This is a genomic window from Actinomyces sp. oral taxon 169, assembly GCF_013394715.1.
Classification (GTDB): Bacteria; Actinomycetota; Actinomycetes; order Actinomycetales; family Actinomycetaceae; genus Actinomyces.
The window spans coordinates 113,030-139,039 of sequence record NZ_CP058259.1 but is presented as its reverse complement, the minus strand read 5'-3'; the positions used below and the strand labels follow the sequence as shown (position 1 = coordinate 139,039).

General features: G+C 70.3%; 21 protein-coding genes. 9 read left to right on the top strand and 12 right to left on the bottom strand.

Annotation, left to right across the window (positions count from 1 at the left end; all coding sequences use genetic code 11):
* Positions 1–41 precede the first annotated feature (41 nt).
* From HW274_RS00555 to HW274_RS00545, 3 genes are all read right to left on the bottom strand, one after another.
* A complete protein-coding gene (locus tag HW274_RS00555; protein WP_081376254.1) occupies positions 42–1,826 on the bottom strand; it encodes a hypothetical protein in 1,785 nt (594 codons plus the stop codon).
* A 176-nt stretch (positions 1,827–2,002) separates the two neighbouring features.
* On the bottom strand, positions 2,003–2,224 hold the full coding sequence (locus tag HW274_RS00550) for a hypothetical protein (protein ID WP_075254490.1): 222 nt from the start codon (positions 2,222–2,224) through the stop codon (positions 2,003–2,005).
* Between the two features lie 542 nt (positions 2,225–2,766).
* Positions 2,767–3,438, bottom strand: coding sequence for a bifunctional 2-polyprenyl-6-hydroxyphenol methylase/3-demethylubiquinol 3-O-methyltransferase UbiG (locus HW274_RS00545; RefSeq protein ID WP_185988974.1), 672 nt, complete (start codon positions 3,436–3,438; stop codon positions 2,767–2,769).
* A gap of 103 nt (positions 3,439–3,541) precedes the next feature.
* On the opposite strand from HW274_RS00545, the gene HW274_RS00540 reads away from it, so the two are divergent.
* The 6 genes from HW274_RS00540 to HW274_RS00515 all read left to right on the top strand — a co-directional run bounded on the left by HW274_RS00540 (position 3,542) and on the right by HW274_RS00515 (position 10,670).
* Positions 3,542–4,846, top strand: coding sequence for an aminopeptidase C (locus HW274_RS00540; RefSeq protein WP_185988973.1), 1,305 nt, complete (start codon positions 3,542–3,544; stop codon positions 4,844–4,846).
* A 223-nt stretch (positions 4,847–5,069) separates the two neighbouring features.
* A complete protein-coding gene (locus HW274_RS00535) occupies positions 5,070–5,828 on the top strand; it encodes a siderophore-interacting protein (protein WP_185988972.1) in 759 nt (252 codons plus the stop codon).
* 153 nt (positions 5,829–5,981) lie between these two features.
* Positions 5,982–6,353: a hypothetical protein gene (locus tag HW274_RS00530; RefSeq protein ID WP_185988971.1), complete on the top strand. Its 372-nt coding sequence runs from the start codon at positions 5,982–5,984 to the stop codon at positions 6,351–6,353.
* Positions 6,354–6,898: 545 nt separating this feature from the next.
* On the top strand, positions 6,899–7,309 hold the full coding sequence (locus HW274_RS00525) for a hypothetical protein (RefSeq protein ID WP_185988970.1): 411 nt from the start codon (positions 6,899–6,901) through the stop codon (positions 7,307–7,309).
* 5 nt (positions 7,310–7,314) lie between these two features.
* Positions 7,315–8,760 carry an adenylosuccinate lyase gene (gene purB / locus HW274_RS00520; protein ID WP_185988969.1) on the top strand — a complete coding sequence of 482 codons (1,446 nt, stop codon included), beginning with the start codon at positions 7,315–7,317 and terminating at the stop codon, positions 8,758–8,760.
* A gap of 209 nt (positions 8,761–8,969) precedes the next feature.
* The gene (locus HW274_RS00515) at positions 8,970–10,670 is read left to right on the top strand and encodes an RNA-binding domain-containing protein (RefSeq protein ID WP_185988968.1); all 1,701 of its coding nucleotides are present in this window, start codon (positions 8,970–8,972) and stop codon (positions 10,668–10,670) included.
* Between the two features lie 2,109 nt (positions 10,671–12,779).
* Here HW274_RS00515 and HW274_RS00510 read toward each other — a convergent pair.
* The 8 genes from HW274_RS00510 to HW274_RS00475 form a co-directional block, all read right to left on the bottom strand.
* Positions 12,780–14,024, bottom strand: a complete 1,245-nt coding sequence (locus HW274_RS00510) for a thiopeptide-type bacteriocin biosynthesis protein (RefSeq protein ID WP_185988967.1) — start codon at positions 14,022–14,024, stop codon at positions 12,780–12,782.
* Positions 14,021–16,663: a lantibiotic dehydratase gene (locus HW274_RS00505; protein WP_260679122.1), complete on the bottom strand. Its 2,643-nt coding sequence runs from the start codon at positions 16,661–16,663 to the stop codon at positions 14,021–14,023. Before HW274_RS00505 ends, HW274_RS00510 begins: the two co-directional genes overlap by 4 nt.
* Positions 16,660–17,895 (bottom strand): PqqD family protein, encoded by a 1,236-nt coding sequence (locus HW274_RS00500; RefSeq protein WP_185988966.1) that lies wholly within the window; start codon positions 17,893–17,895, stop codon positions 16,660–16,662. The genes HW274_RS00505 and HW274_RS00500 overlap by 4 nt, the downstream gene beginning before the upstream one ends.
* 98 nt (positions 17,896–17,993) lie before the next feature.
* The gene (locus HW274_RS00495) at positions 17,994–18,197 is read right to left on the bottom strand and encodes a thiocillin family RiPP (protein ID WP_020992058.1); all 204 of its coding nucleotides are present in this window, start codon (positions 18,195–18,197) and stop codon (positions 17,994–17,996) included.
* Between the two features lie 207 nt (positions 18,198–18,404).
* Complete coding sequence (locus HW274_RS00490) at positions 18,405–19,142, bottom strand: hypothetical protein (RefSeq protein WP_185988965.1); 738 nt, start codon at positions 19,140–19,142, stop codon at positions 18,405–18,407.
* Complete coding sequence (locus HW274_RS00485) at positions 19,132–20,964, bottom strand: bacteriocin biosynthesis protein (protein ID WP_185988964.1); 1,833 nt, start codon at positions 20,962–20,964, stop codon at positions 19,132–19,134. The genes HW274_RS00490 and HW274_RS00485 overlap by 11 nt, the downstream gene beginning before the upstream one ends.
* 1 nt (position 20,965) lies before the next feature.
* A complete protein-coding gene (locus HW274_RS00480; RefSeq protein WP_185988963.1) occupies positions 20,966–21,739 on the bottom strand; it encodes a cyclodehydratase in 774 nt (257 codons plus the stop codon).
* A gap of 5 nt (positions 21,740–21,744) precedes the next feature.
* The gene (locus tag HW274_RS00475; RefSeq protein WP_185988962.1) at positions 21,745–23,145 is read right to left on the bottom strand and encodes a YcaO-like family protein; all 1,401 of its coding nucleotides are present in this window, start codon (positions 23,143–23,145) and stop codon (positions 21,745–21,747) included.
* A 264-nt stretch (positions 23,146–23,409) separates the two neighbouring features.
* Between HW274_RS00475 and HW274_RS00470 the strand changes: the two genes are divergently transcribed.
* Positions 23,410–24,135: a response regulator transcription factor gene (locus HW274_RS00470; RefSeq protein WP_060957005.1), complete on the top strand. Its 726-nt coding sequence runs from the start codon at positions 23,410–23,412 to the stop codon at positions 24,133–24,135.
* A 44-nt stretch (positions 24,136–24,179) separates the two neighbouring features.
* Here the strand turns inward: HW274_RS00470 and HW274_RS00465 are convergent, their stop codons facing one another.
* Positions 24,180–25,184, bottom strand: coding sequence for a hypothetical protein (locus HW274_RS00465; RefSeq protein ID WP_185989637.1), 1,005 nt, complete (start codon positions 25,182–25,184; stop codon positions 24,180–24,182).
* Between the two features lie 172 nt (positions 25,185–25,356).
* Between HW274_RS00465 and HW274_RS00460 the strand changes: the two genes are divergently transcribed.
* Both HW274_RS00460 and HW274_RS00455 read left to right on the top strand, forming a co-directional pair.
* A complete protein-coding gene (locus HW274_RS00460; RefSeq protein WP_010612815.1) occupies positions 25,357–25,638 on the top strand; it encodes a metal-sensitive transcriptional regulator in 282 nt (93 codons plus the stop codon).
* Between the two features lie 84 nt (positions 25,639–25,722).
* Entirely contained in the window at positions 25,723–25,992 is a 270-nt protein-coding gene (locus HW274_RS00455; protein ID WP_009406768.1) for a heavy-metal-associated domain-containing protein, read from the top strand.
* Positions 25,993–26,010: the final 18 nt, after the last annotated feature.

Sequence of the window (26,010 nt, the reverse complement as noted above, 5' to 3'; positions counted from 1 at the left end):
CGCCTCCCAGCACACGTCACCACCGTCATGACCTCACACACCTAGTGCTCGCCCGTCGACTGCGGGCTCGGAGTGGGCCGCGGGTAGGAGGGTTGCGCCGAGGGCACCTTGCCCCGGTAGGTGGCGCCGCCCTTGTAGATCCCGTTGGGGTCGGTGTTGCGCTGGACCGCGAAGGTGTACTCGGTGGTGCTCGTCCCCTGCTCGCCGGCGCCCGAGGCCCGCGAGAAGGACTTGTTCCAGTCGGCCAGCTCGGGCGCCTTGTCCTCCAGCCCCTCAGCGGCCTGGGCGTAGGCGGAGGAGGCATGCGGGTAGCCGTTCGTACTCGTCTGGTGGGTATCGAGCATGGCGACCTGCCGGTGGGGGCCGGTGGGTGTGGGCGCGGCGTCGAGCCCGGGGACGGCGTCGCCGGTGTTCTCCAGGTGCAGGGCGTGGACGTCGTCGGGAATGTCGGCCCCCGCGGTGGGCGAGCCGGCGGTGAGGACCGTGGTGATGTTGTAACGCCCCTGGATCGCGGGGTCGGCGGCGATGTTGGAGACCGTGATCCCGCCCTGGGAGTGGCCGTAGAGGGCGACCTCCTCCCCCGGTTGGATACCGGCCTGGCGCATGGCGGTGACGACGCCGCTCTCCATGGCCGTGGGCGTGCCACCCACGGCCTCAAGGTTGGTGAGCAGGTCCTGCGGCTCGCCGTCGCCGGAGGTCCAGTCGGTGGTGCCGGGGACGTAGACGACCCAGGAGACTCGGCCGTCGGCGTGCTCGACCCGCTGGATGGAGATGACCCCGGCCTCCTCATAGCCCTGCCCCAGGGAGTTCTTCGAGGACTGCACCTCCTGACAGTGGGTGATGGTCTCGGAGATGCTCTGCGGGGACTTGGCCTCCTTGCCCTTGCCGGTCATACCGGGATTCACGGCGCTGGCGAGCCCGAAGGGGTCCTTGGCGGCAGGCGGCAGCACGGTGGATCCGTTGCCGCCGACGGGGGTGACCGTGACGCCGCTCTGGGTGCCGTAGACCCCCGCCCCTATCGCGGCGGCGTTCGCGCCCAGGACCATGGCGACGCGTTGCATGGGCGTGAGGCTCTTGGTGTCGACGGTCTGCGTCCCGACGGCGACCTGCCCGGGCAGGCGCTGCTTCGCCCAGGGGTCGAGACGCTGGGAGACCTGCTGGAGGTATGCCTGGACCGTGGCGGCCTCCCGCCCGGTCTTGGCGTTCTTCAGCCAGCGCGTCAGCAGGACAATCCTGACGAGGTCCTCCTTGACCCATTGCTCAGTGGTCGGGTCACTGAGCAGGAGCTGGAGGACCTCGACGGCGGCCTGCCCGTCTTCGCTGTCCTCCACCAGCTTGTAGAGCACCCAGCCCCCCATCGTTGACGACGCCAGCAGCGCTGAGATCGTGGGGAACTGAGCAACGGCGGAGGATCCCAGCGCCAGCTGGAGGAGACCGGCGTCGAAGGCCCGCACGTCCACGGGTCCCACAAGACCATTGACGGGAGTTGCCTTCCCGTCGGCCAGAGTGTGGGCCTGGGAGCAGGCGGTGACGTCGGAGGCAATGCCGCGCAGCGTACCGGCGACAGCCTCAAGCGACCCCGGCCCGGTGGTCAACGCATCCAGGGCCTGAAGAGCGTTGGACTTCTCCAGATCGAGGCCCGCCAGGATCGGGTAAGGGATGCTGGGTGGGGATACCGGTGGAGGCGGGGCCTCATTCACTTCAGTGACCACGTTGGCAATGAGGGTTCGCGCGTCATCCAAGGAGCCTGCCGCCGAGTTGAGGCTGCTGGCCAGGGAATCGAGATCACTCGTGTTCACGGAGACGGTTCCGCCCGACACCACCACCGCAGGGCCCCCACTCCATATGGTCCAGCTGTGGCCGCTATCCTCCGGGGCGGCCGAGGCGGGAGGAGTCTTGGGTTTCGGGGGCGGCTGGTTGGCATAAGGCGGATCCGTCGCGTGGGGGTCCTGTTTCCAGGCGGGGTACGGACTGTCTCCGTCCATGGCAACTGGACTCATGATCAGCTCGTTCCATCCGGTGAGTTGCGTGACTCGATGACACCGACCTTGGAGGCGGCCGTGTCGTAGCGCGTCGCCAACGCGGTCAGGAGCCCGGAGGCATTCGTGAGCGCCGTCTGGCAGGCGGTGGAGTCCGCCCCCACCCAGCTAGCGGGGACCGATGTGGGGAATTGTGTAACGGCGGCGTCGTAGTCCGCCCTGGAGCGTGACAGTGAAAAAGACATGACTCGACGGTAGAGAGGCCCGAAGGTGGCCGCAGCGCGGGCTTGCAGCCTTGTGGATCAGCCCTGCACTCCGGCACCTGTGGCCCCCGGTGAACCGCACGGCCTCGCGCCGGGAGACAGGGAGGGGCTCGCCGTACTGACCGGTGGCCGGGCCTCGGGCCCACCTCCTCAATAAAGGACTCGGCCCGCGGTCCGGTTTCCCGGACCGCGGGCCCAAGCCTCGCGAGGTCCTCCTGCTACCCGGCTTCCCATAAGGCCGGGGAGGCAGGACCTCCTTCACCAGAACGTCCGGTCCGGGCTCCCTAAGACCCGTTCCAGACTCGGAGACCTGCCAGTCATCGGGCTCCCCAACCCTCGTGACCGGTTCCGTCCGGCGGCAGTAACTATGTAACCCACCAATCCTGAGCAGACCCCCCGAATTCCCCTATGAACACGCTGAGAAATAGGCGCCATTCCGCCATTTCTACGTAGTGTGCACCACATTCCGGCGATTACCCAGAATATTCCGGCACTTCTTCAGGGCCGTTCCCACGGCTTGTCAATCAAACCGCGACCGGCGGCCTGCGCAGGCACACGACGGCGTCGGCCCGGTGCCCCTCCTGGCCGTCGGGCCCTGTGGCCCGCCGGTCCCGCTCCTCGCCGACGACGACCTCCCAGCCGGCCGTCGCCTCGGCCAGGCCCTCGAGGAGCTCGGCGGCCGTGTAGGTCCGGGCGTGGTGGGTGTGCCAGGGCGGGTTGACGGCGTGCACCACGGTGAGCAGGTGCCCGCCGGGGGCGACGCGGGCGGCGGCGTCGGACAGGAGGGCCACGAGGTCCAGGGAGCCCGGCTCGTGTCCGCCGTGGACGTAGAAGCTCGTCACCAGGTCGAAGGGTCCGGCCGGCAGGCCGTCTCCGGCGTCGTGCACGCGGCCGGTCACGCGCGAGGCGACCCCGAGCCGCTCGGCCTGCTCGGTCAGGCGCCCGATGGCGGTGGCGGACAGATCCAGCCCGATCACCTGCCAGCCATGCTGGGCCAGCCACAGGACGTCGGCGCCCTCCCCGCAGCCGATCTCCAGGGCGGTCCCGGGGCTCCAGTCGGCGGCGAGCTCCGGCAGCCAGTCGTTGGGGCGACCTGACCAGAGCTGCTCAACCGAGGCGTAGCGCTCCTCCCAGCGGGCGGCGGAGTGAGCGGCGTCGGACTGCGGACCGGAGTGCTGCTGGCGGGGCTGCGTCATAGCTGGATCCTACCGACGGCGAGTCACCCGGCAGGCGGTTCGGCGACGGCGCCCGGCGGCCCAGCGGGGACACGAGCGCTCCGCCCGATCTATCCTCTGAGCCATGACAATCGACACCTCCTGGGTCGCCCAGCGCAATGCCGCCTTCCTCGCCGACCCCGCCGCCCGCCTGGCCGGCAACGCCGTCGCCACCACGGATGTGGAGCAGGTCTCCCTGGACCGGACCGCGGTGACCTCCATCGACACCTCCGTGTCCGACCTCGTCCCGGACGCCTCGATCACCGACCAGAAGCAGTCAGGGCGCTGCTGGGCCTTCGCCGGCCTCAACGTGCTGCGCGCCTCCATGCTCAAGGAGCTCGAGCTCGACTCCCTGGAGCTGAGCCAGGCCTTCCCCTTCTTCTACGACAAGCTGGAGAAGGCCAATGCCTTCCTCACCCGCGTCATCGCCGAGGCGGACCGCCCGCTGGATGACCGCGAGGTCGTCGACTCCCTGTACTCCCCCATTCCCGACGGCGGCTGGTGGCCGGAGTTCGCGCGCCTGGTGGCCAAGTACGGGATCGTGCCGGCCTACGCCATGCCGGACACCGTCTCGGCCGGTAACTCCGAGGCGATGAACGAGCACCTGGCCACGCTGCTGCGGCGCACGGCCCTGCGCCTGCGGGCTGCGGTGTCCGACGGCGTTGACCCTGAGCCGCTGCGGCTCGCGGCCCTGGAGCAGGTTCACCGGATGCTGTGCATCCACCTGGGCACTCCGCCCGAGGAGTTCGTGTGGCAGTACCGCGATAAGAACAAGGAATTTCACCGGGTCGGGACGCTCACGCCCCGACAGTTCGCGCAGCGCTACGTCACCGGGGTGGAGGAGTTCGTGGTCGTGGCCCACGACCCGCGCCCCGAGATCGCGGTCAACACGCGCTACGGCATGGGCCGCAGCGACGTCATGGTGGGCGAACCGGTCCAGGACCACGTCACCGCCGAGCTGGAGGTGCTCAAGGCTGCCGCAATCGCCGCGATCCAGGACGGCGAGCCGGTGTGGTTCGCCTGCGACGTCGCCAAGCAGCGGGACAAGAAGGCCGGTATCTGGGACGCCGCCCTGCACGACTACGAGGGCCTTTACGGGGTGGACCTGTCAATGACGAAGGCCGAGCGGCTGGTGGCGCGCGAGTCGGCGCTCACGCACGCCATGTGCCTGACCGGCGTCGACCTGGTCGACGGCGTCCCGCGGCGCTGGCGGGTGGAGAACTCCTGGGGCGACAAGTTCGGGGACAAGGGCTTCCACACGATGAGCGACTCCTGGTTCGACGAGTATGTCTTCGAGGTCGTGGTGCGCGCGAGCCGCCTGCCCGAGGAGGTCCGCGCCGCCATGGAGACCGAGCCCGTCATGCTGCCCAGCTGGGACCCGATGGCCTGAGGGGGCGGGGTAGGCCCTGGTCGGCACAGGCAGCTCGACAACGGCGCCCCGCTCCCAGCTACCCCGGGCCTCCCGGGTCGGCCGGGCACTACCCCAACCAGCACCGAACTTTTTCCGGTATTTTCTCCTGTGTTCTCGACAGCAGGTCCTAAGAAAACCATCAACCATTCCGGTTATGGTTCGCCTAAGCTCGAGATCAGACGACCGGGAGGCGGACACGCAGATGGCACGTGGTGGGAGGGGATTCCAAGGCACAGTGCTCAAGGCGCTGCGGGCGCCGGAGCACAAGCTCACGGTGACCGGGGTGCGCGAGCTGGCGCCTTATACGGAGCTGACCGTCCACTGTCCGAGCCTGCTGGGCAGCGGCGCCGCTATACTGCCGCCCACTGCCTGGGTGCGGATGTGGATCCCGCAGGGCGGCCGCCAGCACCAGCGCGCCTACACCATCACCCGTGTCAACCGCGAGCAGGCCACCGCCATCATCCTGGTCCTGCACCACGAGCCCGCCGGCCCGGCATCGCGGTGGTCGAAGCGGGTCAAGCCGGGAGCCACGGTGTCCGTCCAAGTCATGGGCGGCACCAGCTACCGCATGCCCTCCCCCGGCGACAAGATGCTGCTGGTGGGTGACCGGGCCTCCGCGCCCGCGTTGGCCGACGCCGTCGCCGCCGCCCCGCCGAGCAGCCTGGCCACCGTCGTCATGCTGGCGCCCGAGACCGGCTTCCTGCCCTTGGCCGCGCGCGACCACCGGCTCATCCGGGTGAATCCCGAGGTCTCCGAGGAGAAGCTGCTGGCCGCTGTCGACCGCACCCTGTGGGCAGACACCGGGGACCTGGCCCTGGACTGGGTGTTCATCGCCTTGGAGAGCAGCGCCACCAAGGCGGTGCGGCGCCACCTGATCGCCTCCGGCCTGAGCCGGCGCAGCATCCAGCACCAGGGCTACTGGATCCGCGGCCGCGCCATGGGCACCACCCCCGAGGCCTGAGGCCCGGGCCCTGCCCTGAGGCCCGAGCCTCATGGTCGGCCGCCGGCCGCCAAGCGGCGTCGACTCACCCTCCCCACCGGCCGGCCTCCGACCAGGGCACCGACTTAGACTGGGGACGCTTGCTACCGCAACCCGTTCATCGAGGTGCTCGCCATGCGACTCATCAAGCCCACCATTCTTGTCCTCGCCCTGACCGTCCTGGTCACCTCAATCGGGAGCCTGCTGCTCGGGTGGCAGCTCAAAAGCCTCACCTCATCGCTGTGCATGCTCCTGCTCGGCCTCATCCTGCTGCAAGCCCAGAACTCGGGTCCGGACGAACGCAGCCTGCCGCCGTCGGGCGTCCGGCTGCTGGGGGCCGTCGGAGTCATCCTCTCCGGGCTCGTTCTCGCGCGCGGCCTCTACCGGTCCGACCTCGTCGTGCTCCTTGCCATGCCCGCGCTGGGCCTGCTGGGTTACGTCCTGGTGCGCAGCCTGAGGGACCGGCAGGCCCGCGAGGTCACCGCGCACACGACCTCGGCCCAATAGGGCCCGTCACCCGCCGGCGCCGGCCGCCAGACCTCTCGACGACGTCGATCGAGAACGTACTTTCGCCCCGAGGACTGCGCTGTCCCTCAGACGACTGGGGGCAGAGACGCGTCGTTTGGAGGAGAAGGACGTCCTCGGCGCGAAACGCAGTCCTCGACATACACCGTTCGGAATCAGGACCGTCGCACGCATCGGTAGCGGCGGCGCCCCGGCCAGCGCGGGTCCGACGGCGCAGGGCCGATGTCGAAGTCGAGCGCCCGGTAGAAGCCGACGGCGTCGTCGGTCTCGGCGACATCCGCGCTCCCTCCACGGGCTCAGGATCTCTGGGCGACACAGCACCCATGGCGTCACAGAGGCATCACATTCTCCCTGGTCGGAACTTACTTCCCGGGTCCGGGGTCGGCGCGCCGTATAGGCTGGCGGCGACCGGGGAGTGCTCCCCGCCAACGACGACGGACCACTTGTTGAAAACGGCACAAGGATCCGGCAGGATTTTGCCCGGTCATACCATTCCCCACCATGCCCGCCCTAGAAGGTCATCTACCATGCGACTCCTCCCTCCAGTCGTCTTCACACTTGCCACGACCGTCCTGGCCCTGACGGTCGGCGGCGGCCTGTTCGGCTGGGAAACCTCCCTCCTGACACCGCTGAGCCTGCTGACGGTCAGTCTCATCCTCTTCCAGGCCCAGCACGTTCAGCGCGCCGAGCCGTCCCAGCGGATCCCGGGCCCCTCGGTCCTCGCGCTGGCCGTCATCGGCCTGGGGCTGGCGGCCGCCCTGCTCGGCCACGGTGTCTACAGCCATGAGCCCACCGCCGCCATCAACCTGCCGTCGGCCGGCATCCTGCTGTTCGTCGTCGTGACCGCCTACCGCCGACGCCGCCCCGAGGCGCAGCCCGTCCTCGTCTCGACCCAGGAGGCCCCACTCGCAGAGATCGGTGCCAACCTGCCACAATGAGCGGCATGGTCAATCTCTCCGCAGTCTCCCCCGCCATCGCCCTGGGCCCCCTGGACGGCCGCTACCGCGCCGTCGCCGCCCCGCTGGTCAACCACCTCTCCGAGGCCGCGCTCAACCGGGCCCGCCTGCAGGTCGAGGTCGAGTGGCTCATCCACCTCACCGACGGCGGTGTCCTGCCCGGCGCCCCCCGCCTGAGTGACTCCGAGAAGGCCTACCTGCGCGGCATCGTCGAGGACTTCGGGGCTGAGGAGATCGCCGAGCTCGGTGTCATCGAGGCCGAGACCCGCCACGACGTCAAGGCCGTCGAGTACCTCCTCAAGCGGCGCCTGGCCGCAGCCGTCCAGGCCCCCGGCGTCGTCGGCGCCGACGGCGGCCCCACTGTGCTACCCACGGTCGGCGAGATCGTCCACATCTTCTGCACCAGCGAGGACATCAACAACCTCTCCTACGCCCTGACGATCCGGGGCGCCGTCGAGCAGGTGTGGCTGCCAGCCGCCCGCGGGCTGGTCGAGGACCTGGCCGCCATGGCCCACGAGTACGCCGACGCCGCCATGCTGGCGCGCACGCACGGCCAGCCGGCCACCCCCACGACGCTCGGCAAGGAGCTGGCGGTCCTGGCCCACCGACTGCGCCGCCAGGTGCGCCGCGTCGAGGCCACCGAGTACCTGGGCAAGATCAACGGCGCCACCGGCACCTTCGGCGCACACGTCGTCTCCGTGCCCGGCGCCGACTGGCAGGCCGTGGGGCGCGGCTTCGTCAAGCACCTGGGCCTGACCTGGAACCCGCTGACCACGCAGATCGAGTCCCACGACTGGCAGGCCGAGCTCTACTCCGACGTCGCCCGCTTCAACCGGATCGCCCACAACCTGGCCACGGACGTGTGGACCTACATCTCGCTGGGCTACTTCCACCAGCGCCTGAGCGCGCAGGGCTCCACCGGCTCATCGACCATGCCGCACAAGGTCAACCCGATCCGCTTCGAGAACGGCGAGGCCAACCTGGAGATCTCCTGCTCGCTGCTGGACACGCTGGCCGCCACGCTCGTCACCTCCCGCCTCCAGCGCGACCTCACCGACTCCACCACGCAGCGCAACGTGGGCGTGGCCCTGGGGCACTCACTGCTGGCCGTGGACAACATCCGCCGGGGCCTGGCCGGGCTCGACGTCGACCGCTCCCGCCTGGAGGAGGATCTCGAGGCGACCTGGGAGGTGCTCGGCGAGCCCGTCCAGCAGGCGATGCGGGCGGCCGCCGTCGCCGGGGCGACCGGCATGGCCGACCCCTACGAGCGCCTCAAGGAACTCACCCGTGGCAAGAAGGTCACGCCCGAGGGCATGCGCGAGTTCATCTCCGGGCTCGGCATGCCCGACGACGTCGAGGCGCGGCTGCTCGCCCTGACGCCCGCCACCTACACGGGCCTGGCCGCCGAGCTCGTCTCCCACCTGGACGACTGAGGCCGCGTCAGCGGGTCGGGCACTGCCCCCGAAGCCGTCGGCTGGGCGTCGGCTCCTTCATGGACACATGACGCCCTTCATCGACACTCATGGTCTCTCATCGACACTTTCGGGCCTTCATCGACACTCTGCGGCCCTTCATGAACACCTCATCGACACTTCATGCACACTCTGGAGTTCTTCATCGACACTTCATGTACAATTGACATGTGATTGTCGATCTGACTGACCTCACGGAAGCCCTCGCTCGTTTGGCACTGGAGGGCGGCGACTGCCTTGAGATCGAGGCGAAGACATTCTCCGAGTACTCCCACAGAGCCCTCGGTCCCACGCTGTCGGCCTTTGCGAACCTTCCTGGAGGCGGCACCATCCTCCTGGGCGTCGGCGAGGATCCGGTGTCCGTCGTCGGAGTCCAGGACCCGCACGACCTCCAGCAGGCCCTCATCTCCCAGGCTCGTCAGGGCTTCTCCACCGAGATCGCTGTCGATACGCACGCCATCACCGTTGAGGGCAAGACCGTCGTCGCCGCCAACGTGCAGGAAGTTCCCGTCAACAGCAAGCCATGCCGGTGGAAGGAGACGGGGGCGGCGTACCTCCGCCAGTACGACGGCGACTACCGCATGTCGCAGCAGGAGGAGCAGCAGCTCCTTCTGCGCCATCAACGTCCTCGGCAGGATTCCGTTGCCGTTCCCGGCACCTCCGTCGACAGCCTCGACAACGATCTGGTTCAGCGCTTTCTCCGAGCGGTTCGTGCCGGCTCCACCGCGCTCAGCGGCCAGTCTGATACCGAGGTGCTCCTCAACCTGAACATCCTCACCGAGGACGGTGAGGCGACCCGGGCAGGGCTGTACGCACTGGGCCGTTATCCCCAGAGGCAGTTCCCCAACCTGTCCATCACAGCCGCCATCACCGACACGAATGACGCGGTCAGGGCAACAGATCGGCTCACGATCGCGGGCCCCTTGCCTCAGATGCTCGCCGACGCCGTCAACTGGGTCGCACGCACCACGCAGACACGCATCCAGTTCGGGAATGATGGGCATGGCCGCGATGTCTACGAGTTCCCGCTCATCGCGGTTCGTGAGCTCATCGCCAACGCTCTCGTCCACCGAGACCTCTCCGAGCCCGCGCTCTCGAAAGGGGTTGAGATGCGTCTGCTGCACGACCGCCTCATCATCTCCAGCCCAGGTGGTCTGTGGGGGCTGAGCGTGGATCAGCTCGGCACACGAGACGGGAAGTCTGCGGTCAACGAGCACCTCTACACCATCTGCACCTTCGCCACGGACTACGAGGGGCGGCGCGTGATCGAAGGCCTAGGCTCCGGTATTCGGGAGGTCCGTCGCGCCCTGCGAGAGGCAGACATGGAGCCCGTCCGCTTTCAGGACACCGGCGTGCGCTTCACGGCTCTGCTTCCCCGAAGCGCCCTCCTCTCACCTGAAGATCTCACCTGGCTGTCCGGCCTTGAAGCCCAGGACCTCGGCATCGAGCAGCGCCACGCACTGGTCGAGATGCGGCACGGAAAGTCATGGACGAACTCCTCCTATCGCCGTCGCTTCGGCTGTGACTCCCAGCAGGCCCGTCGTCAGCTCCAGGTGCTGGTGAACCGGGGCTACGCCGAGGCCCGAGGACAACGCGGCTCCACCTCCTACGTTCTGGCCTCCGACAGCACTCGACCGACTTCCGTCACCACAGACATCACTGTTCCCACCGAGATCTCCGCCCTGTCCACCAACACACCCGCCGTCTGGGCAAGCCTCGAGGACGGGCCACGCACGCGCCAGCAGATCGTCGAGGCCACAGGCCTGTCACCGCGCCAGGTGACGTACGCGCTCAAACATCTCGAGGAGGCCGGATTCGTTGAGAAAGACGGCCGTCGAGGTGACACCACCACCACGTACCGCCGCGCCTGATGCGCGCGCCGCCGGGCTCGTCTCCCACCTTGGACGACTGAGGGCGCGCAGGCGGGTCCGGCAATGGCCACGTGTCCATAACGCTGACATCAGCGCGCCAGCCCTCAAAGCGCCTGACACAGATCGTTGGAATCCCGGGGTTTCTTCTCAGGCTGGGAGGTCAGCGCGGTGTTGATGTCAGCACCGTGGACACCAAGACCTCACCGGGCCTCTTCCCTTCGGCCCCACCCTCACCTCTAGGACCGCCAGCCTGCCCCGGGTTCCCGCCCGAGCGAGTGTCTCAGAAGTGAGGAGACAGCACAGAAGATCCCCAGCTCGTGGAGTACACCCGAACCGCAAGGCAGCGATCCCTCCGATCATCGCCGCCTCCACCACACCCAGCGCGATTCGACTTCCCCACGATGCACAAAGCTAACCAGAGGAAATTCGTGTATGAGCGAATGTCCTGTTTCTATAGATTGAGAACACGCAAAGGTATTGCATCCAGAATAATTCACTCAACTCCAGGTCAAACCGTAGACCGTCGACGATGCCACAAACAGGAGAACGGACACTATCGCGAACATCGCCTTAGCCCCCGTCCCGGAAGATCGAACTGAGCCGACGGCACCAAGCAACGCAGCAACCATTCCGACAGCACCCAACATCCGGGCGGCCAGTATATGTCCACCATCGACAGCGACGAGAATAACGGCCGTAGCTGTCGCGGCGACACCGACGACGAGTCCAACGATTGTCCTCACACGAACAGAATTTCCAGGACCGGCAGATCCACTCATAGAAAATACTCCTGGCTAGAAAGGCGCTAGACATCTCTGCGCCGAAGGATCATCGTAGAAACTCAACTTCCAACGATTATCCAAGCAACGATGACGACAATTGCGAGCATGACGCCGACATGAGAGGAGGGTCGCTCGACATCAACTCTAGGCCAGCATCAGACGGAAGCGCCGACGAGGTGCCGCTTATCAGAATAGCACGGATCACGTCCAACTGGGATCCGAAAGACGACCGAGATTACCTCGGTAAAACTACACAGCACAATGCCTGGAGCGAATCCAAAGACATCCCAGGAAAACCCTATTGAAATAGGGCAAAAGACATCGTTTTCCACAGAGAGCATAGGCGGCTGACCTGCGTCACCGTCAGCAATCACCGCTCAGACGAAGGAACTAATGTAGGCTACCGCGACCGAGACAAGAATGATGACCTCACAACGTGGCCTTATCTGCTCCGTTGAGGACGACAAACCCAAACACCTCCCCATGACTGGCCGTCACGCCCACCGCACTGACCGCCCTGCGCTCACCAAAGCCCCTGGCCAGCCCTCACGCAGCCCTGGACGGAGCATGACGTAGGCACTTCACGAATCTCCCCTTGTCGACGTAAAAGTCGATTGTGTACCTAGCAAATCATCACGTCGGGGACGGCCTGTTGCATCAGGTACTTTCCCAAGTCCGGGCAGTCAGCCCCGTAGGTCTGGATCAGGCGCTAGTAGACGCCCCCGGATGCCTGGACCGGAGCGTGGTGCTCGCCGGCGAGTAGAACCGCGAGACGCCTGGCCTGGGTGTCGATGAGCAGGCTGGCTCCGGTGTGCAGGGTGCGCCGGGGCGAGGGGCGGGCTCGATCAGAGCCTCAGCCCGGCTATCAGACCTGACACCACCCGAACTGCACGAGGGTCGGGATCCACTGGCAGAGGGTCGGGTGTACTCCACAGGGTCCGGGGGTTCGTGCAGTACGCACAACCCCCGACCAATACACCCCCACCCTCGTGCAGTAGGCCGCTCTGAAGAAGACCCGGCTCAGATCATCGTCGAACCATGACTTCTGGGTCCCCCTGCGCGAGCACCTGAAGGGGCCAGGCAGGGACCTGTGGGGTTGCCCCCGAGGTGAGAGAACCTGGATGCGCCGCCAAGAACCTGGCGGACCCAGTCCCCGCATAGCCACGTGTCCATAGCGCTGACATCACCGCGTCAGCCCTCGAAGCGCCCGACACAGATCGTTGGAATCTTGCGGTTTCTTCTCAGGCTGGGAGGTCAGTGCAGCGCTGATGTCAGCACCGTGGACACTTCGGCGCGTTTCGGGTTCCCGGGGCGCCGCTGCGCCCGGCTACCCGACGGCGGCTGAGGGCTGGGCCGGGGGCACGGCGCCCCCGGTCAGGAGCTGTCGGGCGCACAGCCCGGCGATGCACTCCTCGGCCGGGTTGAGGCCGAGCCGGTTGACGTCGATGTGCAGCAGGTCCAGGGCCCGGCGCCCGCCGGTGCCGGCCCCCATGACCCCGATGGCGCGCCCGGCGTCGTCGGCCAGCTCACCGACGGCCGCCGCTGCCTGACTCCAGGACGGGATCTCATCGAACTGGAACTCGATGACCTCCAGCAGCTGCTGAACGATCGGCCCCAGGGCGCTGCCGTCGCGCAGGTGCGCGGGGAGCCGCGAGCCCCACATCCGCAGGTGGGCGGAGAGCAGCTCGGCCTCGGGCAGCGGCGCGCTGCGGGCCGCCAGCGCCAAGAACCGCGCCGCCAGGGCCGCCCGCGGCACCGGCCTCGGGATCTGCCAGACCTGGTGGTCCAGGCACCATCGGCTCGAGACGTAGAAGTGCCGCTCGGCCTCCTCGACGCCGGCCACTCCCCCGTACTTGTCGTACTCGGGTCCGTAGACGCCGAAGGTGATTCCGGGCCGGCTGGCACCGATCCCCCCGGTCATCGGGTCGGAGACGAGGCGCTCGACCGCGCGCGCCTCGGTGCGCTGGGCCACGGCCCCCAGCTCGCGCATGCTCGCGTAGGCCTCATCCAGGACGCCCTCGACGGCCTTGAGGCGCACCCGGATGTGGTGCCCGCGCAGGTCGACGAAGCGCAGGAAGTGCGCCGAGCGGATGTCCCACTGGCCGCGAGCCCGATCCAGCCACTGGGCGACCTCGGGCAGCAGGGCGTCGGTGTCGTCCCCGCCGGCGCAGTAGATCCGCGCATACAGCCAGCCGACACCCTCACGCTGACCGGCCATCGCCGCGCCCCGCTGACGCATCGCGCTGTGCTGGGCGCGCAGGTTACCGAAGTCGGCGGCCGCCATCTCCAGGGGCTGGATCCCCGGGATCGAGCCACCCGCCTGCGACTTCGCGCCCCCCAGGCCAACCATTCCGGCCTGGCCGGCCTGGCCGGCCTGACTGGGCTGGTCCACCTGGCCCATCTGGCCCATCTGGCCCACCTGGCTCGCCTGCCCGGCCTGCCCGGTGCGCTCCGCCTGCTCGCCGGCCCGCGAGCGCCCGCCGAGCCAGCGCAGCCTGCGGGAGCGGATGAGCCGGCTGGGCTGGTTGCGCTGCTCGCGCCGGTTGGACTGGACGTCGTCGTGGGTGCTCATGCCATGCCTCCCAGGTTCTTGGGCCACTGGAGTCCCACCAGGTACTCGGCCACCGTCGGCTCACCGTCCTGGGTGAGCCCCAGGGCCTCGCCGCGGGCCGGCAGGGCCTCAACGAAGCTGATGTGGGCGGCGCCGGGGTCGATCCAGCCGCGCAGCGCCAGCAGCGAGACCGGTGAGGTGAGGTCCACGTAGCGGGGCTTGTGCTGGTCGAAGGTGGCGCCCTGGGAGGGCATGTGCTGGTGGACGAAGACCTCCGTGGGTATGCCCCACTGCTTGCGCAGGTCGTCCATGTGCAGCAGGGTCGTGGTCAGGTCGCGGTCCATGAGCGGGGCGATCTGGTGGGCCGGGAAGGTCCAGGACTCGCGGCGGGTCACCAGGCGGCCGGCCACGTTCCGCTCGGAGTGCATCACCTCGTCGGGCAGAGGCCCGTTCAGGTCCCGACGGCGGCTGGTCCAGTGGTCCGCGAAGGGGGGCAGCCGGGACCAGGGGTCGCTCAGCAGCACCAGCCAGGACAGGTAGCCGCCCAGGAGGTACTGGGGGGTCAGGCCCAGGTAGGCCAGTCCCACGGGCCCGGCGTCGTCGGTCAGGAACAGGGTGCTCGTGGCCGGGTCGTGGACGAGCCGCAGGGAGCTGAGGGGGACCGCCTCGGGCGCCCCCGGCTCACCGGGCAGCCCCAGCGGCGGCAGGAGCCCGCAGGAGACGGCCTGACCGGTGTTGCACTCGGTGCTGGCCTGGATCTCCAGGACCCTCTCGGTGCCCCAGGAGGTGCGGATCCGTGTGGCCAGGCGCTCCCGGAAGCCGGAGCCCAGGAGCCGGTGGAAGCGGGCCTGGAGGGAGCCGTTGGCATTGGTGAAGGCGTTGACGACGGTCAGGCCCCCGCCGGCGGCGTAGGTCCGGGCGCTGGGGGCCACCGGCTGGAGGAAGGCGCCCAGGTGCCTGGGCGAGCCGGAGAGCCCGCCGGACAGGGCTGCGCGCTCCTCGTCGGGGCCGGCGGCGTAGTCGAGCCCGGCGGCGCGCAGCATCTCCTGGTCGCCGTCGGGGGCGTGGGCGATGGTCATGAAGAAGGCCAGCGGGTCCTTGCACACCCCGCCGTTTCCGAACAGGGAGACGAAGCGGGCCACCATGAGGTCGTAGATGTGGGAGCGGGCCACCCAGGGGTCGGCGAGCTCGCCCAGGGTCTTGACGTCCTGCTCGAAGGGGGCGTCCTCGAGAGGGTCGACCCAGCTGCGGGTCGACTCGCGGTCCTCGTAGAGGAAGCCGCTGGGGCGCTCGCCGAGCTCGCCGTCGGGGAAGACCCGCTCGGCCAGGCGCACCGTGCGGTTGAGGAGCTCGGCGCGGCCGGGCCCGTCGGCGGCGCCGACGGCGTCGTCGAGCCGGGCCAGCCAGGTCAGGTCCTTGCCCCACTGGCGCTGCTGCTCCGGTGAGAGCGAGGCGGCCAGCAGCGGGAAGGGGTTCTCCCCGCGGTACCAGGGCACGTGCGGCACGATGGCGCCGGAGGCCAGCAGCCGCTCCAGGCGCAGGCGCGGGTCGGCGCCGCCGACGCGCTCGCAGGCGTCGCGCACGCTGAGCACGGCGTGCATGCCGCCGCCGGTGAGGGCGTCGTGGGTCTCCTGGAGCCAGCGGGCGGGCTGGATGATCTCCTGGCGGAAGACCATGCCGTTGCCGTACTCGTGCTCGCCGACGACGGTCAGCGCCTCCGCCTCGACCTCCCGGGAGGGGTACTGGCCGTAGGCGCCGGCCGCGTCCGGGCCGGGTGCGGCGCGGTAGGCCCGGCGCACGGGGGCGGGCTCGAGGTAGAGGGCGCCGTCGGCGGCCAGGTCCTGGGCGGTGGCGCTCAGGATGCGGTAGGCCAGGTGGGTGGCCACCATGCGGTGGCTGCGCCCGCTGGAGGGCTGGCCCGCCTCGTTGACGGTGGTCAGTCCCGAGAAGGGGCTGGTCTTGAGGGCGGCCCGGGTGGCCAGCGTGTAGAGGGTGCGCAGGACGCGGGGGTCCTCGAGCCGGCGGCCGCGGGCGGCCAACGTGGAGACGAGGGCCGGGGCGGCAATCGCCAGGGCCTCCTGGTAGCCGGGCTCGTCGAGGCCGGCCGCCAGCAGCTCGCGGCTGCGGTCCAGGTCGACGTCGACCAGGACGGCCAGGCGGGCTCGGGTCTCCTCCTTACGGGCCACCAGGGCGTCCCAGCGCTCCAGCAGCGCGCGCAGCTCGGCGGGCAGGGCCGCCAGGACCTCCTCGGACAGGTCGGTGGCGCGCCCCTGGAAGACGCAGCGCTTGGCGCGCAGGACCGGGCGGCGCTCGGCCTTGTCCAGGGTGGGGACGATCTCGTAGAGCGGGTCGAGCAGCTGGTCGGCGGCGCCGTCAAGCACCTCGTCGAGCCGGCGCAGGTAGTCCAGGGTGCCGATGACGGCGGCGCTGGTCTCGGGGACGGCCCGCACCGGCAGCCCGCCCAGGCGCACGAGGGTCGGCAGGGCCACGGCGGGCTGGGCCAGGGCCGGGGGCTCCGGGTCCGGTGCCGGTACCGGCGCTAGTACGGCGGAGGTCGGAGCGGATGGGATGGGCTCCCCGGGGGTCACGGCGGATACGGGCTGCGGCTGTGGCTGTTGGGAGGGGGAGGCACCGGCACGAGAGAGAACCGGCTGCGTCATAGGAGGAAACCTTTCAAGAGGGCGTACAGCCAGTAGCCTATCCATACAATGCTCATCACGAAGGCCACCAGTCCGAGAAGAGAGCACGCCAGCCCGTAGATGAAGTAGCCCCAGCGCACCGCGGGCCGCATGACGGCCAGGGCCGGCGGCAGCGGCTGGCGCGTCAGGATGCAGCGCAGCACGAACATGGAGCGCCCGCGCAGGTTGACCGAGCCGGTGGCCGCCTCGACCGCGGCGACGCCGTCGGACTGGGTGAGGGGGTTGAGGTTGGTGACGAGCATCGTGAGCTGGAAGGCGCACAGGGTCAGGGCCACCTGGCGCACCGTTCCCGTCGAGGCCCAGGCGACGGCCGCCTCCAGCCCGCAGACGACGCCGTCGGAGAAGATGCCGGCCAGGGCCAGCATGGTCAGACCGCGCCGGGAGCGCACCCGGTAGGAGTCGGTGCGGTCGACGTAGGCGATGGGGATCGCCCAGAACATGAGCGCCACCCCCAGTCCGCGGATGGGGGTGCCCAGGTATCCGGCGACGATGGCGTGCCAGGACTCGTGCAGCAGGATGCTCACCAGCTGGATCGCCACCGCCGTGACGAAGACCAGGATGCCCGGGCGGGGCCCCCCGGCCAGGGAGCTGAGCGCCATGGCCCCGGCCGCGTACCCGCAGGCGGCCAGGGCCAGGAAGACCCAGCTGAGCGCGGGGGCCGGCAGGCGCTGGAGCAGGGTGACAACGGGAGCGACGATTCGGTGGTACTTGCGGGCGATGATGATGCGGGGCAGCCACCAGCCCCCGCTGCGGCGGGGCCTCTCGACCTTGAGGTGGCGGGCCCGGCGGGGCTGGGCGGTGTGGCGTCCGCGGCTGCGCCTGGTGCGCGCCGGGGCCGCCGAAGCGTCGGGTGCGGCGGGGTCGGCGGAGTCGGGCTGGCCGCCCGCCAGGAGGCCCTTGTCGCGCAGGTTGTCGACGAGGCCGGTGATGCGCTTGGCACCCGCCTCGTCGATGTCCTGGGGCAGCTCCTCGATGATGGTCGGCAGGGGGCGCACCCCGTCGAACTGGTTGACGATGAAGGCGGCGGCCGCGCCGAGCCGGTGGTACTTGCCCGAGTCGGAGTCGAACAGCATCGGCTGGTTGTCCATCCCGACGATGAGGCTCACCCCGCGGCGCAGGCGCGGGATCGGGTTCGTCGGGCGGCTGCCAGGGATCGTCGGCGTTGTCCTCGCCGTACTCATCACCGTGCTCATCGTGGGCTCTTGGCTCCCTCAGGTCGGTTCACGGGGCTCCGGGGTACCACCAGTGGCGGGTAGGGGACTGGAGTCCCCTACCCGCCACCATGGGGTCGTCAGCAGGACGTCGTCGACGCGCTGGCGGCGCAGGCCGGGCACGAGGCCGAGGCCGCGCTGGCCGGGCACGAGGCCGAGGCGGCGCTGGCCGGACAGGACGCGCTGGCGCTGCTGAAGGCACAACCCAGGGCGTTGCCCTCGGGCAGCTCCTCGACGCCGAAGTCACTGTCGGCGAGGGTGAGATCAATCGAGCTGTTCGTCATATGCTGTTCACCTCCTTCTCTCAGGTGTCTGGTGGGCAGGAGCGGGACCCCTTCGGGCCCCGGGGGTCCGGTCTGCCGGGACCGGGCCCCAACCCCGCGAACGGGGTGGCCTGTGGAACTCTGTGACGCGGTATGCAGTTCTGGGTCCGTCTGGCCGGCGGTGGACCAGCGGGTGGGCCGACGGCGCTCGCGGCGGGCAGGCCGGGACTAGCCGGCCGCCTGATCGGGCGGTTCTGTCTGCGGACTGGCGATGGTGACGGCGAACATCTGGTGGCGGCTGACGCCGTCGGAGTCCAGCAGGTGGCGCACCGCCGAGGTGGCGAAGCCGGCGAAGACCGTCCCCACCAGTCCGTGGGCGGTGGCGCGCAGGTGCAGCGAGTAGATGAGGGCGGCGCTGCGGCTCATAGTGAAGCGGTAGCCGGCGGCCCCGCCCCAGGCGTCGGCCTCATCGAGGTTAGCGGCCACCGAGACGATGGCCCCGGCGCGGGCGAACTCCTTCTGCACCGCCATGCCCTCGATCTCCTCGGCCGGCGGCAGGGGGCGAACGAGGTCGACGCCGTCGAGCCGCACCCGGTAGATGCCGGGCTCGGCGCCGCGCGGGCGCAGCAGGAGCACGAAGGGCTCCAGGGGGCAGGCCGCCGCGTCCGCTCCCCAGGTGTGTGCGTCGTCGGCCAGGGCGTCACGGACCATGCCCAGGAGGGCCTCGGCCTCGAGCGGCTCGGTGCCGTAGCTGGTCGACGACGAGCGGCGCTCGAAGGTCTCGTGCAGGCTGTGGGGGTAGGGGTCCTGGGGGCCGGGGACGAGCGCGTCCGGCAGCCGGCAGTCCAGTGGCGGGCGCGGGCGGCGCGCGGCCAGGCCGTCGGAGGTCGGCTCGGCGGGGCGAGTGTCCGTTCCGGCGGAGAAGCCGGAGATGAGCTCGCGCAGCGTCTCGAAGTCAGTGCGCACGGCTGCCTCCCAGGTCGACGACGATGCAGGCCGGCTCCCGGGCCGGGTCGGTGCCCAGCGCCCGGGCGATGCGCTGCTCGTCCCAGCGGGCCCGGGCGCTCAGCGGCACCCCCAGGGCCTCGGCGACCAGGCGGAGCACCTCGAAGGAGCAGCCGCAGTCCTGGACCGCGATGCGCAGGGCGAAGGAGAAGTACTTGCGGGCCACCTTGTCCACGTTGCCGGTCAGGACGATCCGGGCGCCGACGCCGTCGGGCAGGGGCTCCGGCCCGGCCTCCGTCGCGGCATCCGTCCCTGCGTCCGTCCCGGGGTCCGCCGCCGAGGGGGCGGGGCCGATGAGGGCCAGGGCGTGGTCGCGCTCGATGTAGACGTAGGTGCCGGGGGCGAGCCGCTGCCCGGCCGCCACCGTGACCTCCTGCCCGGCGGATCCTGCTGCGGGCACGAGGACGTAGGCGGTCACCGAGCCGATGTTGCCGCCGGCGGCCGTCCAGCGGCGCAGCTTGGCGCTGGGCGGGGCCTGGGGGGCCTCGGCCGACTCCGGGCCGGTGGGTTCGGCACCGAGCGGCTCGCGCACACCCACCGACAGGGCCAGGATCGTGGCGAGCTCGCTCAAGGTGGGGCGGGCGAGGACGTCGGGCTCCGCGCCGTCGTCGGTGAGCGGGTGCGCGATCGGCCAGGGCTGGTCGAGGCGCTCGAGGTCGGCCGGCGGCAGGGGCGTGCGCGGGCAGACCGGCCAGTCGCGGAACTCGCGCTGGAGGCGCAGGTTGGAGGGCTTGTAGTGCTGCTGGTGGCCCTTGGAGTCGACGAAGGCGGCCGGCGGGATGGCCACGGACTGCTCGTAGCGGGCCCCCACGGGGGCCGAGGGCGCCACCGGCACCGGCTCCTCGCCGGCCCCGGCCACCGAGCAGACGGGGCAGCCGGGACGGGAGACGACCGGGCGGTCGGTGTAGGTGAAGGTGGCCAGGTCGGTGCGCCGCGCGTCCCCGGGCAGGTGGGTGACGGTGGCGCGGGCGATGAGGGCGGCCACAGCCCTGGCGGCCAGGCCGACGATGATGTCGTGGCGGGCGGGCTCGGGGCGCGGGCCGATCTCGGGCTCGTCGGCGCAGGCGCAGGCCAGGCAGGGCGAGAAGGTCTCATCGACGTAAGGGCCGACCGTCACCGCCTCCTGCTCGGCGCGCACGCGCAGCAGTGGGATGCCCTCCTCCCGGCAGCGGCGCGCCACCTCCTGGGAGCGGGCCGCGGAGTCGGCGGTCTCGACCAGGACGGTGAGGGTGTCCCCGCGGCGGGGGGCGCTGTCGAGCCGCACCTCGGGCAGGGTGGGCTCCAGGGCGGCGACCATCTCTCCGGCCAGCTCGGCGTCCCCGACGACGGCGACCCGGGCGGCGGCCAGGCGGCGGGCGGCGTCCTGCCAGGAGTCGTTGACGCCGGTGGAGTCGCCCAGGCGGGAGAGCAGGCGGGCCAGCTCGGGCGGCGGGTCTCCGGGGGCGGGCTCGGTGTCGCCCTCCTCGACGATGCCGCCGGTCCACAGCAGGGAGACGGCCTCAAAGGCGGCCTGGGGGCCGATGCCAGTGACCTCGCCGATCTCGTCGAGGGTGCGGGTGCCGTCGCAGGCCTGGAGCAGGGGGCCCATGTGCTCGCGGGCGAAGGCGCCTCCCAGGACCTGGCTCTTGCGGGCGCCGTCGATGATCCAGCCGGTCTCCTCGGGCCGGGCGCGCAGTCCCAGGCGCACCACAGGCTTGCGGGGGATACGGAACTGCAGGTCGCGGCGGGCGGCGCGACCGACGTCGCCGGCACGCATGACGGAGCTCGTGGCATCCCCGGCCATCTCAGGCCACCTCCTGACGTCGCTCGGGCAGGAGGGCCGCGAGCGCGAGCAGGCCGTCGCGGCGGCCCTCGTAGCGGCCCGAGCAGGTCTCGCAGCGGTCCACGGCCACAGTCGGCGAGCAGGTGGTGATGCCGGAGACGAGGTCGATGGTCCATACCCGGCCGCCGATCGGGGCGACGTCGTCGGAGTCTGTCGTGGCCGGGTCCTGGGGGCCGGGGGCGTCGAGGGTCTGCAGGGCCAGGGAGATGAGGCCGGCGCCCAGGAGCACATGGTGGTGGGCGTAGGCCTGCTCCAGCGGGCCGTGTTCGGAGACGACCTCGGGGGGCAGGGGGCGGTAGCCATGCTGGCGGCGACGCCGGTCGTAGCAGCGGTAGCAGGCGCTGCGGCCGGGGACCACGAGTGGCCCGCAGCGCAGCTCGGTGGGGAGGAGCTCCAGGCCCAGGGAGGGCATGGACCGGGTGAAGGACAGGGTGTCGAGGTCCTCGCGCAGGCCGGTCTGGTCGGGGTCGGCGATGAGGACCGCGCGGTCGGTGTAGGGGATGTAGGCGCTGACCAGCCCGTGGTCGACCGGGATGATGACGTCGCCGGGCCCGGCCAGGCGCGTGGCGACGGCGCGCGCGAACCCGCCCTGGGGCAGGTAGGCCGTCACCGGCCCCGTGGGGGCCTGCGGTGCCGGGTGCTGTGCCGGCTGCGCGTCCGGTGCGGGCGGCGTCGTGCTCATGTCGGGTCGGGGCTCCTGGGTGTCGGTCAGTGAGGTGGACGGAGAGGCGGGCATCGGGCTCAGGCGAAGGGCTGGCGGACGGGGTTGATCCCCGCCTCGTCGTGGACGGTTAGGCCCATCGCTCGGGGCGCCTGGTAGAGGCGGGGCGTGGCCAGGTAGCGGGCGTGGTGGCTGAAGGACAGGGGCATGGCCTCGGGGATGAGGGCCTTGATGACGTGCATGCCGACCTGGCGGGCCTCGTCGGTGGTGATGTCGACGACGATGGCCTCGGCGCCGGCCCGCTCCAGGTTGGTGACGACCTGCTCCAGCGGGTCGGGGCCGGCACTGCCGCTGGCGCCGTCGGGGCTGTCACCGCTGCCGGTGCCGGGCCTGGACGCCGGGAGGGTGCCGATGTCATCGAGGGCGTGGACGGGCCGCTCCCCCTCCAGGAGGAAGTCGAAGACGTGGCGCATGGACAGCTCGGCGTCGGCCAGGGCGCCACCGACCACGGTGAGGTCCTGCCCCTTGATCTCCTGGGCGCGCGGGCCGCGGGCGTGGCTGCGCAGGGCGATGCGCAGGGAGGCGAGCTCGCGGTAGATCTTGGCCAGCGCCCGCTGCGGGTCGATGTCGCAGGTGGCGGCCACCACCTGGGCCAGCTCGGGGTCGACCTGGGAGGTCTGGACGGCGTAGAGGGTGGGGACGCCGTAATCGGTGGTGGCGTCGAACAGGTGGGTCTCCAGCTCGGTGGAGGTGCCGACCCGGTGGTACTCGGCGACCTCCTCCCCCAGGGTGGAGGGGTCGACGGCGACCGCGGGCAGGCGCAGGTGCTGGAGCCAGGTCAGGGCGATGGAGTCGCGCTCGATGACCTCGAGCAGGCCGCCCAGGACCGCCTCGCGCAGGTCGGAGTGGGCGGCGGTGCCGGTGGAGATGGGGTTGACGAATTGCTCGGAGGGGGTGCGCACCGGGAAGTTGAGGTATGTCAGCACTGCCGGGACGAAGACCTCACGGCCTCGGGTCAGGGACCAGCCGCGCACCCATCGCAGGGGGACGCGGGGGTCTGAGGCGATGAGCCCGCAGTCGGGGTCGGCCAGCTCGGTGGCCGAGCACGCCGGCCAGCGTTCCGGTCCGATCGCGGCCTCGCCGAGACCGGCGGGGGTGTCCCACACCAGCTCCTCCTCCGTCCATGAGCAGCTGGAGTAGCGCTCCATCGTCTCCACAATCGCGATGTGTCTGGCGCGATCGGCGTCGATGGCCCCGCCGGCCCCGTCGAAGTTGCCCGCCTCGGCACGGTGATTCCAGGTGCGCTGTGACCTCAGCGCCTCAGAGGGATCACCCAGAAGACCGGTCCAGATCGCGAAGACCGGCTCTCCGGCCGCTTGGGGCAGCTCGGTGGAACGGGAAACCAGGCCGAAGGGAGACTCGAGTAACGCAGCACGAGCCAGTGATGGCGCGACGCCCTCAACGAGCGCAGAGCGATACACGGACCCTCCTTCCTGGGAACGACAGAGGAGGCACACTTGGGGAAGTGCCGTTGGACATGAGCCTGCCGGAATCCGACGGGGCCTCGCATCGCCCTTTGATCTATTGCTTTCCTCGCCGTTTGGATGGCCCCCTCCACCTTTCGTCGGGGCGCGTCTGAGGGCGTTTACACGGCGATCATCTTTTTTCAGGTAGTTTGTTCACTGTTCCCAGCAGACCGCGCCCCCCACTGATCGCGGACTGCACACATCTGCCCAAGGAGACTCATGTCTTCCCAGATTTCTCCCGATTGTGTCGGCCTGGCCCTGGTCGACGACGACGCGATGGCCCTGGCCCACCTGGAGTCCTATTTCTCCGACGTCGAGGACTTCACGATCCTCACCGCGACGCGCTCACCTCGCGCCGTCCTGCGATTTGTGCAGTCCCATCAGGTCGACGTCCTCATCACCGACGTCCACATGGAGCACATGGACGGCGTGGAGATGACCCGGGAGGTGCTCCGCCTCTCGCCGTCGACCCGGGTCATCCTGCTGACCACGGTGGACACCGACGAGGACCTCCTGCAGGGCCTAGGAGCCGGAGCCAGCGGCTTCCTGCTCAAGAGCGCACCGGCTGAGGAGATCATCGCGGCGGTGCGCACGGTCCACTCCGGGGCGAAGGTCGTGGCCCCGACGCCGACGACGCGCCTGATCGACTACGCCCTGGCCTCCGTACGCGGCGCGGACGGCAGCGTCCACCTCTCTCAGCGGGAGCGCGACGTGCTCCGCCTCCTGTGCGAAGGGGCCTCCAACCGCAAGATCGCCTCCCTGCTGGCCATCGCCGAGGCAACGGTCAAGTCCCACATCACCGGCCTGTTCCACAAGACGGGGACGGTCTCACGCCTGGAGATCGTGGTGTGGGCCTTCAAACACGGCTACGCCTCCAACAGCCCCATCACCATCCCGGCCACCAGCGCCCCGAGCGGCTCGACCCCGGGCTCCGCCGCACCCTGAGGCGCGACCACTCCCTGGGGCCGCACCCTCGCGCCCCTCGCGTCTCAGCCGTTGAGGGCCCGGATGACGATGAACAGCAGGACGAAGAGGATCCAGCCGATGACCTTGGCCGGGCTCGTGCTGGACCGCGAGGACGACGTCGGCCTCCTGGCGCTGCGCGAGGAGGCCGGGGCGTTGTAGCGCCCCATCCCGAAGGAGGCGCCGGGGGCGCCTGCGAGGCCGGAGGGCGGCGGAGGTGCGGTCGGCAGGCCGACGGCGGGCGCTCCTCCTACGGCCCAGGGGTCGGCCTCTACGCGACCCGGGGCGGCCCCGACCGGCCCGGCGATCCCAACGGGCCCGGCGATCCCCGGCGCCGGGTAGGGCGCCGCGGGTGCGAAGCGTCCGGGCGGCATCGGGGTCGGGGGCGCAGGCCTCGTCACTGCCGGCCGCTGCGGGGGCGGGGCGGGGGTCTGCGAGACCCGGGCCGCGGCTGTGCGCGAGGTGGTGCGGGCGGAGGCGGTGTGCGGCCTGGCCGTACGCCGGCTCGACGACAAATGCCGCCCGACCCTGTCGTCGCGACCGGTCGCACCGGCAGGCTCGGTGGCCTCGGCGTCGGCGGGCTCGCGGCACGGGCCGTTGTCGTCGTCGAAGAGCGGTGAGCCCATGAGCGGGTCGCCCAGGACGGAGCCGAAGGGGTCCTCACCCAGGCCGATGTCGGAGGGCTCCCAGCCCGTGGGCGCCAGAGACACCGCATCATCCGCGTCGTCGACGCCTCCAGAGCCGCCCGTCCGAGCCACCGCGGCCTCAGGTCCGCCACGCCCACCGTGCCCGCCGCCACCGGGGCCGGCGGAGGCTCCCCCCATGCGGCTCACCCAGGCGCGCAGCTCCGGGGAGCAGCCCGGGTTGTCCACAATGACACCGCGCAGGTCGGGTCGGTTGCCGGCCAGCACCATGAGGCGCCCAGCGCCCGCCCTGGGGTCCCGGGCGAGCTGGAGATCGGGGTCATCTGGCATCTGGGGCGCCGCGTCGGAGTCGGCGGGGCCGGGGGAGACAGGGGCAACAGCGGTCATGGCACGAGCATCCCACGTCCCCTGACGCCATGTCCCGGATCCGCGCCCATCCGGCTGAGCACCAGCAACCACATACCCCTCAGGGGTATTTGACACCCCTACCCCTCAGGGGTATTTGACACCCCTACCCCCTAGGGGTATGGTCCATACCGACCGAGACAACGGAGGAGATATGGCCGGCTACACCGGATCCAAGGAGGACTACCTCAAGCGCTTGCGCCGCATCGAGGGGCAGGTTCGAGGCATCTCCCGCATGGTTGAGGAGGACATCTACTGCATCGACGTCCTCACCCAGATCTCCGCCGCCACCAAGGCCCTCCAGGCCGTCAGCCTCGGCCTGCTGGAGGACCACATGAGCCACTGCGTCCTGCACGCCGCCCAGGCCGGCGACGAGGAGGGCACCGCCAAGATCCGCGAGGCCTCCGACGCCATCGCCCGGCTCGTGCGGTCCTGAGCGTCACGGCCCGCTTCGCGGCGAACCACCTGGTTCCCGTTCCGATCCAACCGTTTTCCGCACACACTTCCCAAGGAGTGAGAGATGACTGAGTTCACCGCCGACGGTATCGACCGCACCACCACCCTCAAGGTCTCCGGACTCACCTGCGGCCACTGCGTCGCCCACGTCACCGAGGAGCTCGAGGCACTCGACGGCGTCAAGGACGTCTCCGTCCTGCTCAACAAGGGCGGGCAGTCCACCGTCACCGTGCTCTCCGACATCCGCCTCGACGACGCCGCCCTGGCCGAGGCCATCGACGAGGCCGGGGACTACACGCTCGACGCCGTCGAGCGCGACGACCGCGAGCGCTGAGCCCGGACATGCCCCGTC

Excerpts from the sequence above, each read along its gene's own strand:
- HW274_RS00530 (WP_185988971.1), top strand. The coding sequence starts at position 5,982 with ATGCGACTCATCAAGCCCACCATTCTTGTCCTCGCCCTGACCGTCCTG.
- HW274_RS00500 (WP_185988966.1), bottom strand. The coding sequence starts at position 17,895 with ATGAGCACGGTGATGAGTACGGCGAGGACAACGCCGACGATCCCTGGC.
- HW274_RS00525 (WP_185988970.1), top strand. The coding sequence starts at position 6,899 with ATGCGACTCCTCCCTCCAGTCGTCTTCACACTTGCCACGACCGTCCTG.
- HW274_RS00485 (WP_185988964.1), bottom strand. The coding sequence starts at position 20,964 with ATGGCCGGGGATGCCACGAGCTCCGTCATGCGTGCCGGCGACGTCGGT.
- HW274_RS00465 (WP_185989637.1), bottom strand. The coding sequence starts at position 25,184 with ATGACCGCTGTTGCCCCTGTCTCCCCCGGCCCCGCCGACTCCGACGCG.
- purB (WP_185988969.1), top strand. The coding sequence starts at position 7,315 with ATGGTCAATCTCTCCGCAGTCTCCCCCGCCATCGCCCTGGGCCCCCTG.
- HW274_RS00460 (WP_010612815.1), top strand. The coding sequence starts at position 25,357 with ATGGCCGGCTACACCGGATCCAAGGAGGACTACCTCAAGCGCTTGCGC.
- HW274_RS00480 (WP_185988963.1), bottom strand. The coding sequence starts at position 21,739 with ATGCCCGCCTCTCCGTCCACCTCACTGACCGACACCCAGGAGCCCCGA.
- HW274_RS00495 (WP_020992058.1), bottom strand. The coding sequence starts at position 18,197 with ATGACGAACAGCTCGATTGATCTCACCCTCGCCGACAGTGACTTCGGC.
- HW274_RS00505 (WP_260679122.1), bottom strand. The coding sequence starts at position 16,663 with ATGACGCAGCCGGTTCTCTCTCGTGCCGGTGCCTCCCCCTCCCAACAG.
- HW274_RS00470 (WP_060957005.1), top strand. The coding sequence starts at position 23,410 with ATGTCTTCCCAGATTTCTCCCGATTGTGTCGGCCTGGCCCTGGTCGAC.
- HW274_RS00545 (WP_185988974.1), bottom strand. The coding sequence starts at position 3,438 with ATGACGCAGCCCCGCCAGCAGCACTCCGGTCCGCAGTCCGACGCCGCT.
- HW274_RS00540 (WP_185988973.1), top strand. The coding sequence starts at position 3,542 with ATGACAATCGACACCTCCTGGGTCGCCCAGCGCAATGCCGCCTTCCTC.
- HW274_RS00535 (WP_185988972.1), top strand. The coding sequence starts at position 5,070 with ATGGCACGTGGTGGGAGGGGATTCCAAGGCACAGTGCTCAAGGCGCTG.
- HW274_RS00455 (WP_009406768.1), top strand. The coding sequence starts at position 25,723 with ATGACTGAGTTCACCGCCGACGGTATCGACCGCACCACCACCCTCAAG.
- HW274_RS00550 (WP_075254490.1), bottom strand. The coding sequence starts at position 2,224 with ATGTCTTTTTCACTGTCACGCTCCAGGGCGGACTACGACGCCGCCGTT.
- HW274_RS00510 (WP_185988967.1), bottom strand. The coding sequence starts at position 14,024 with ATGAGCACCCACGACGACGTCCAGTCCAACCGGCGCGAGCAGCGCAAC.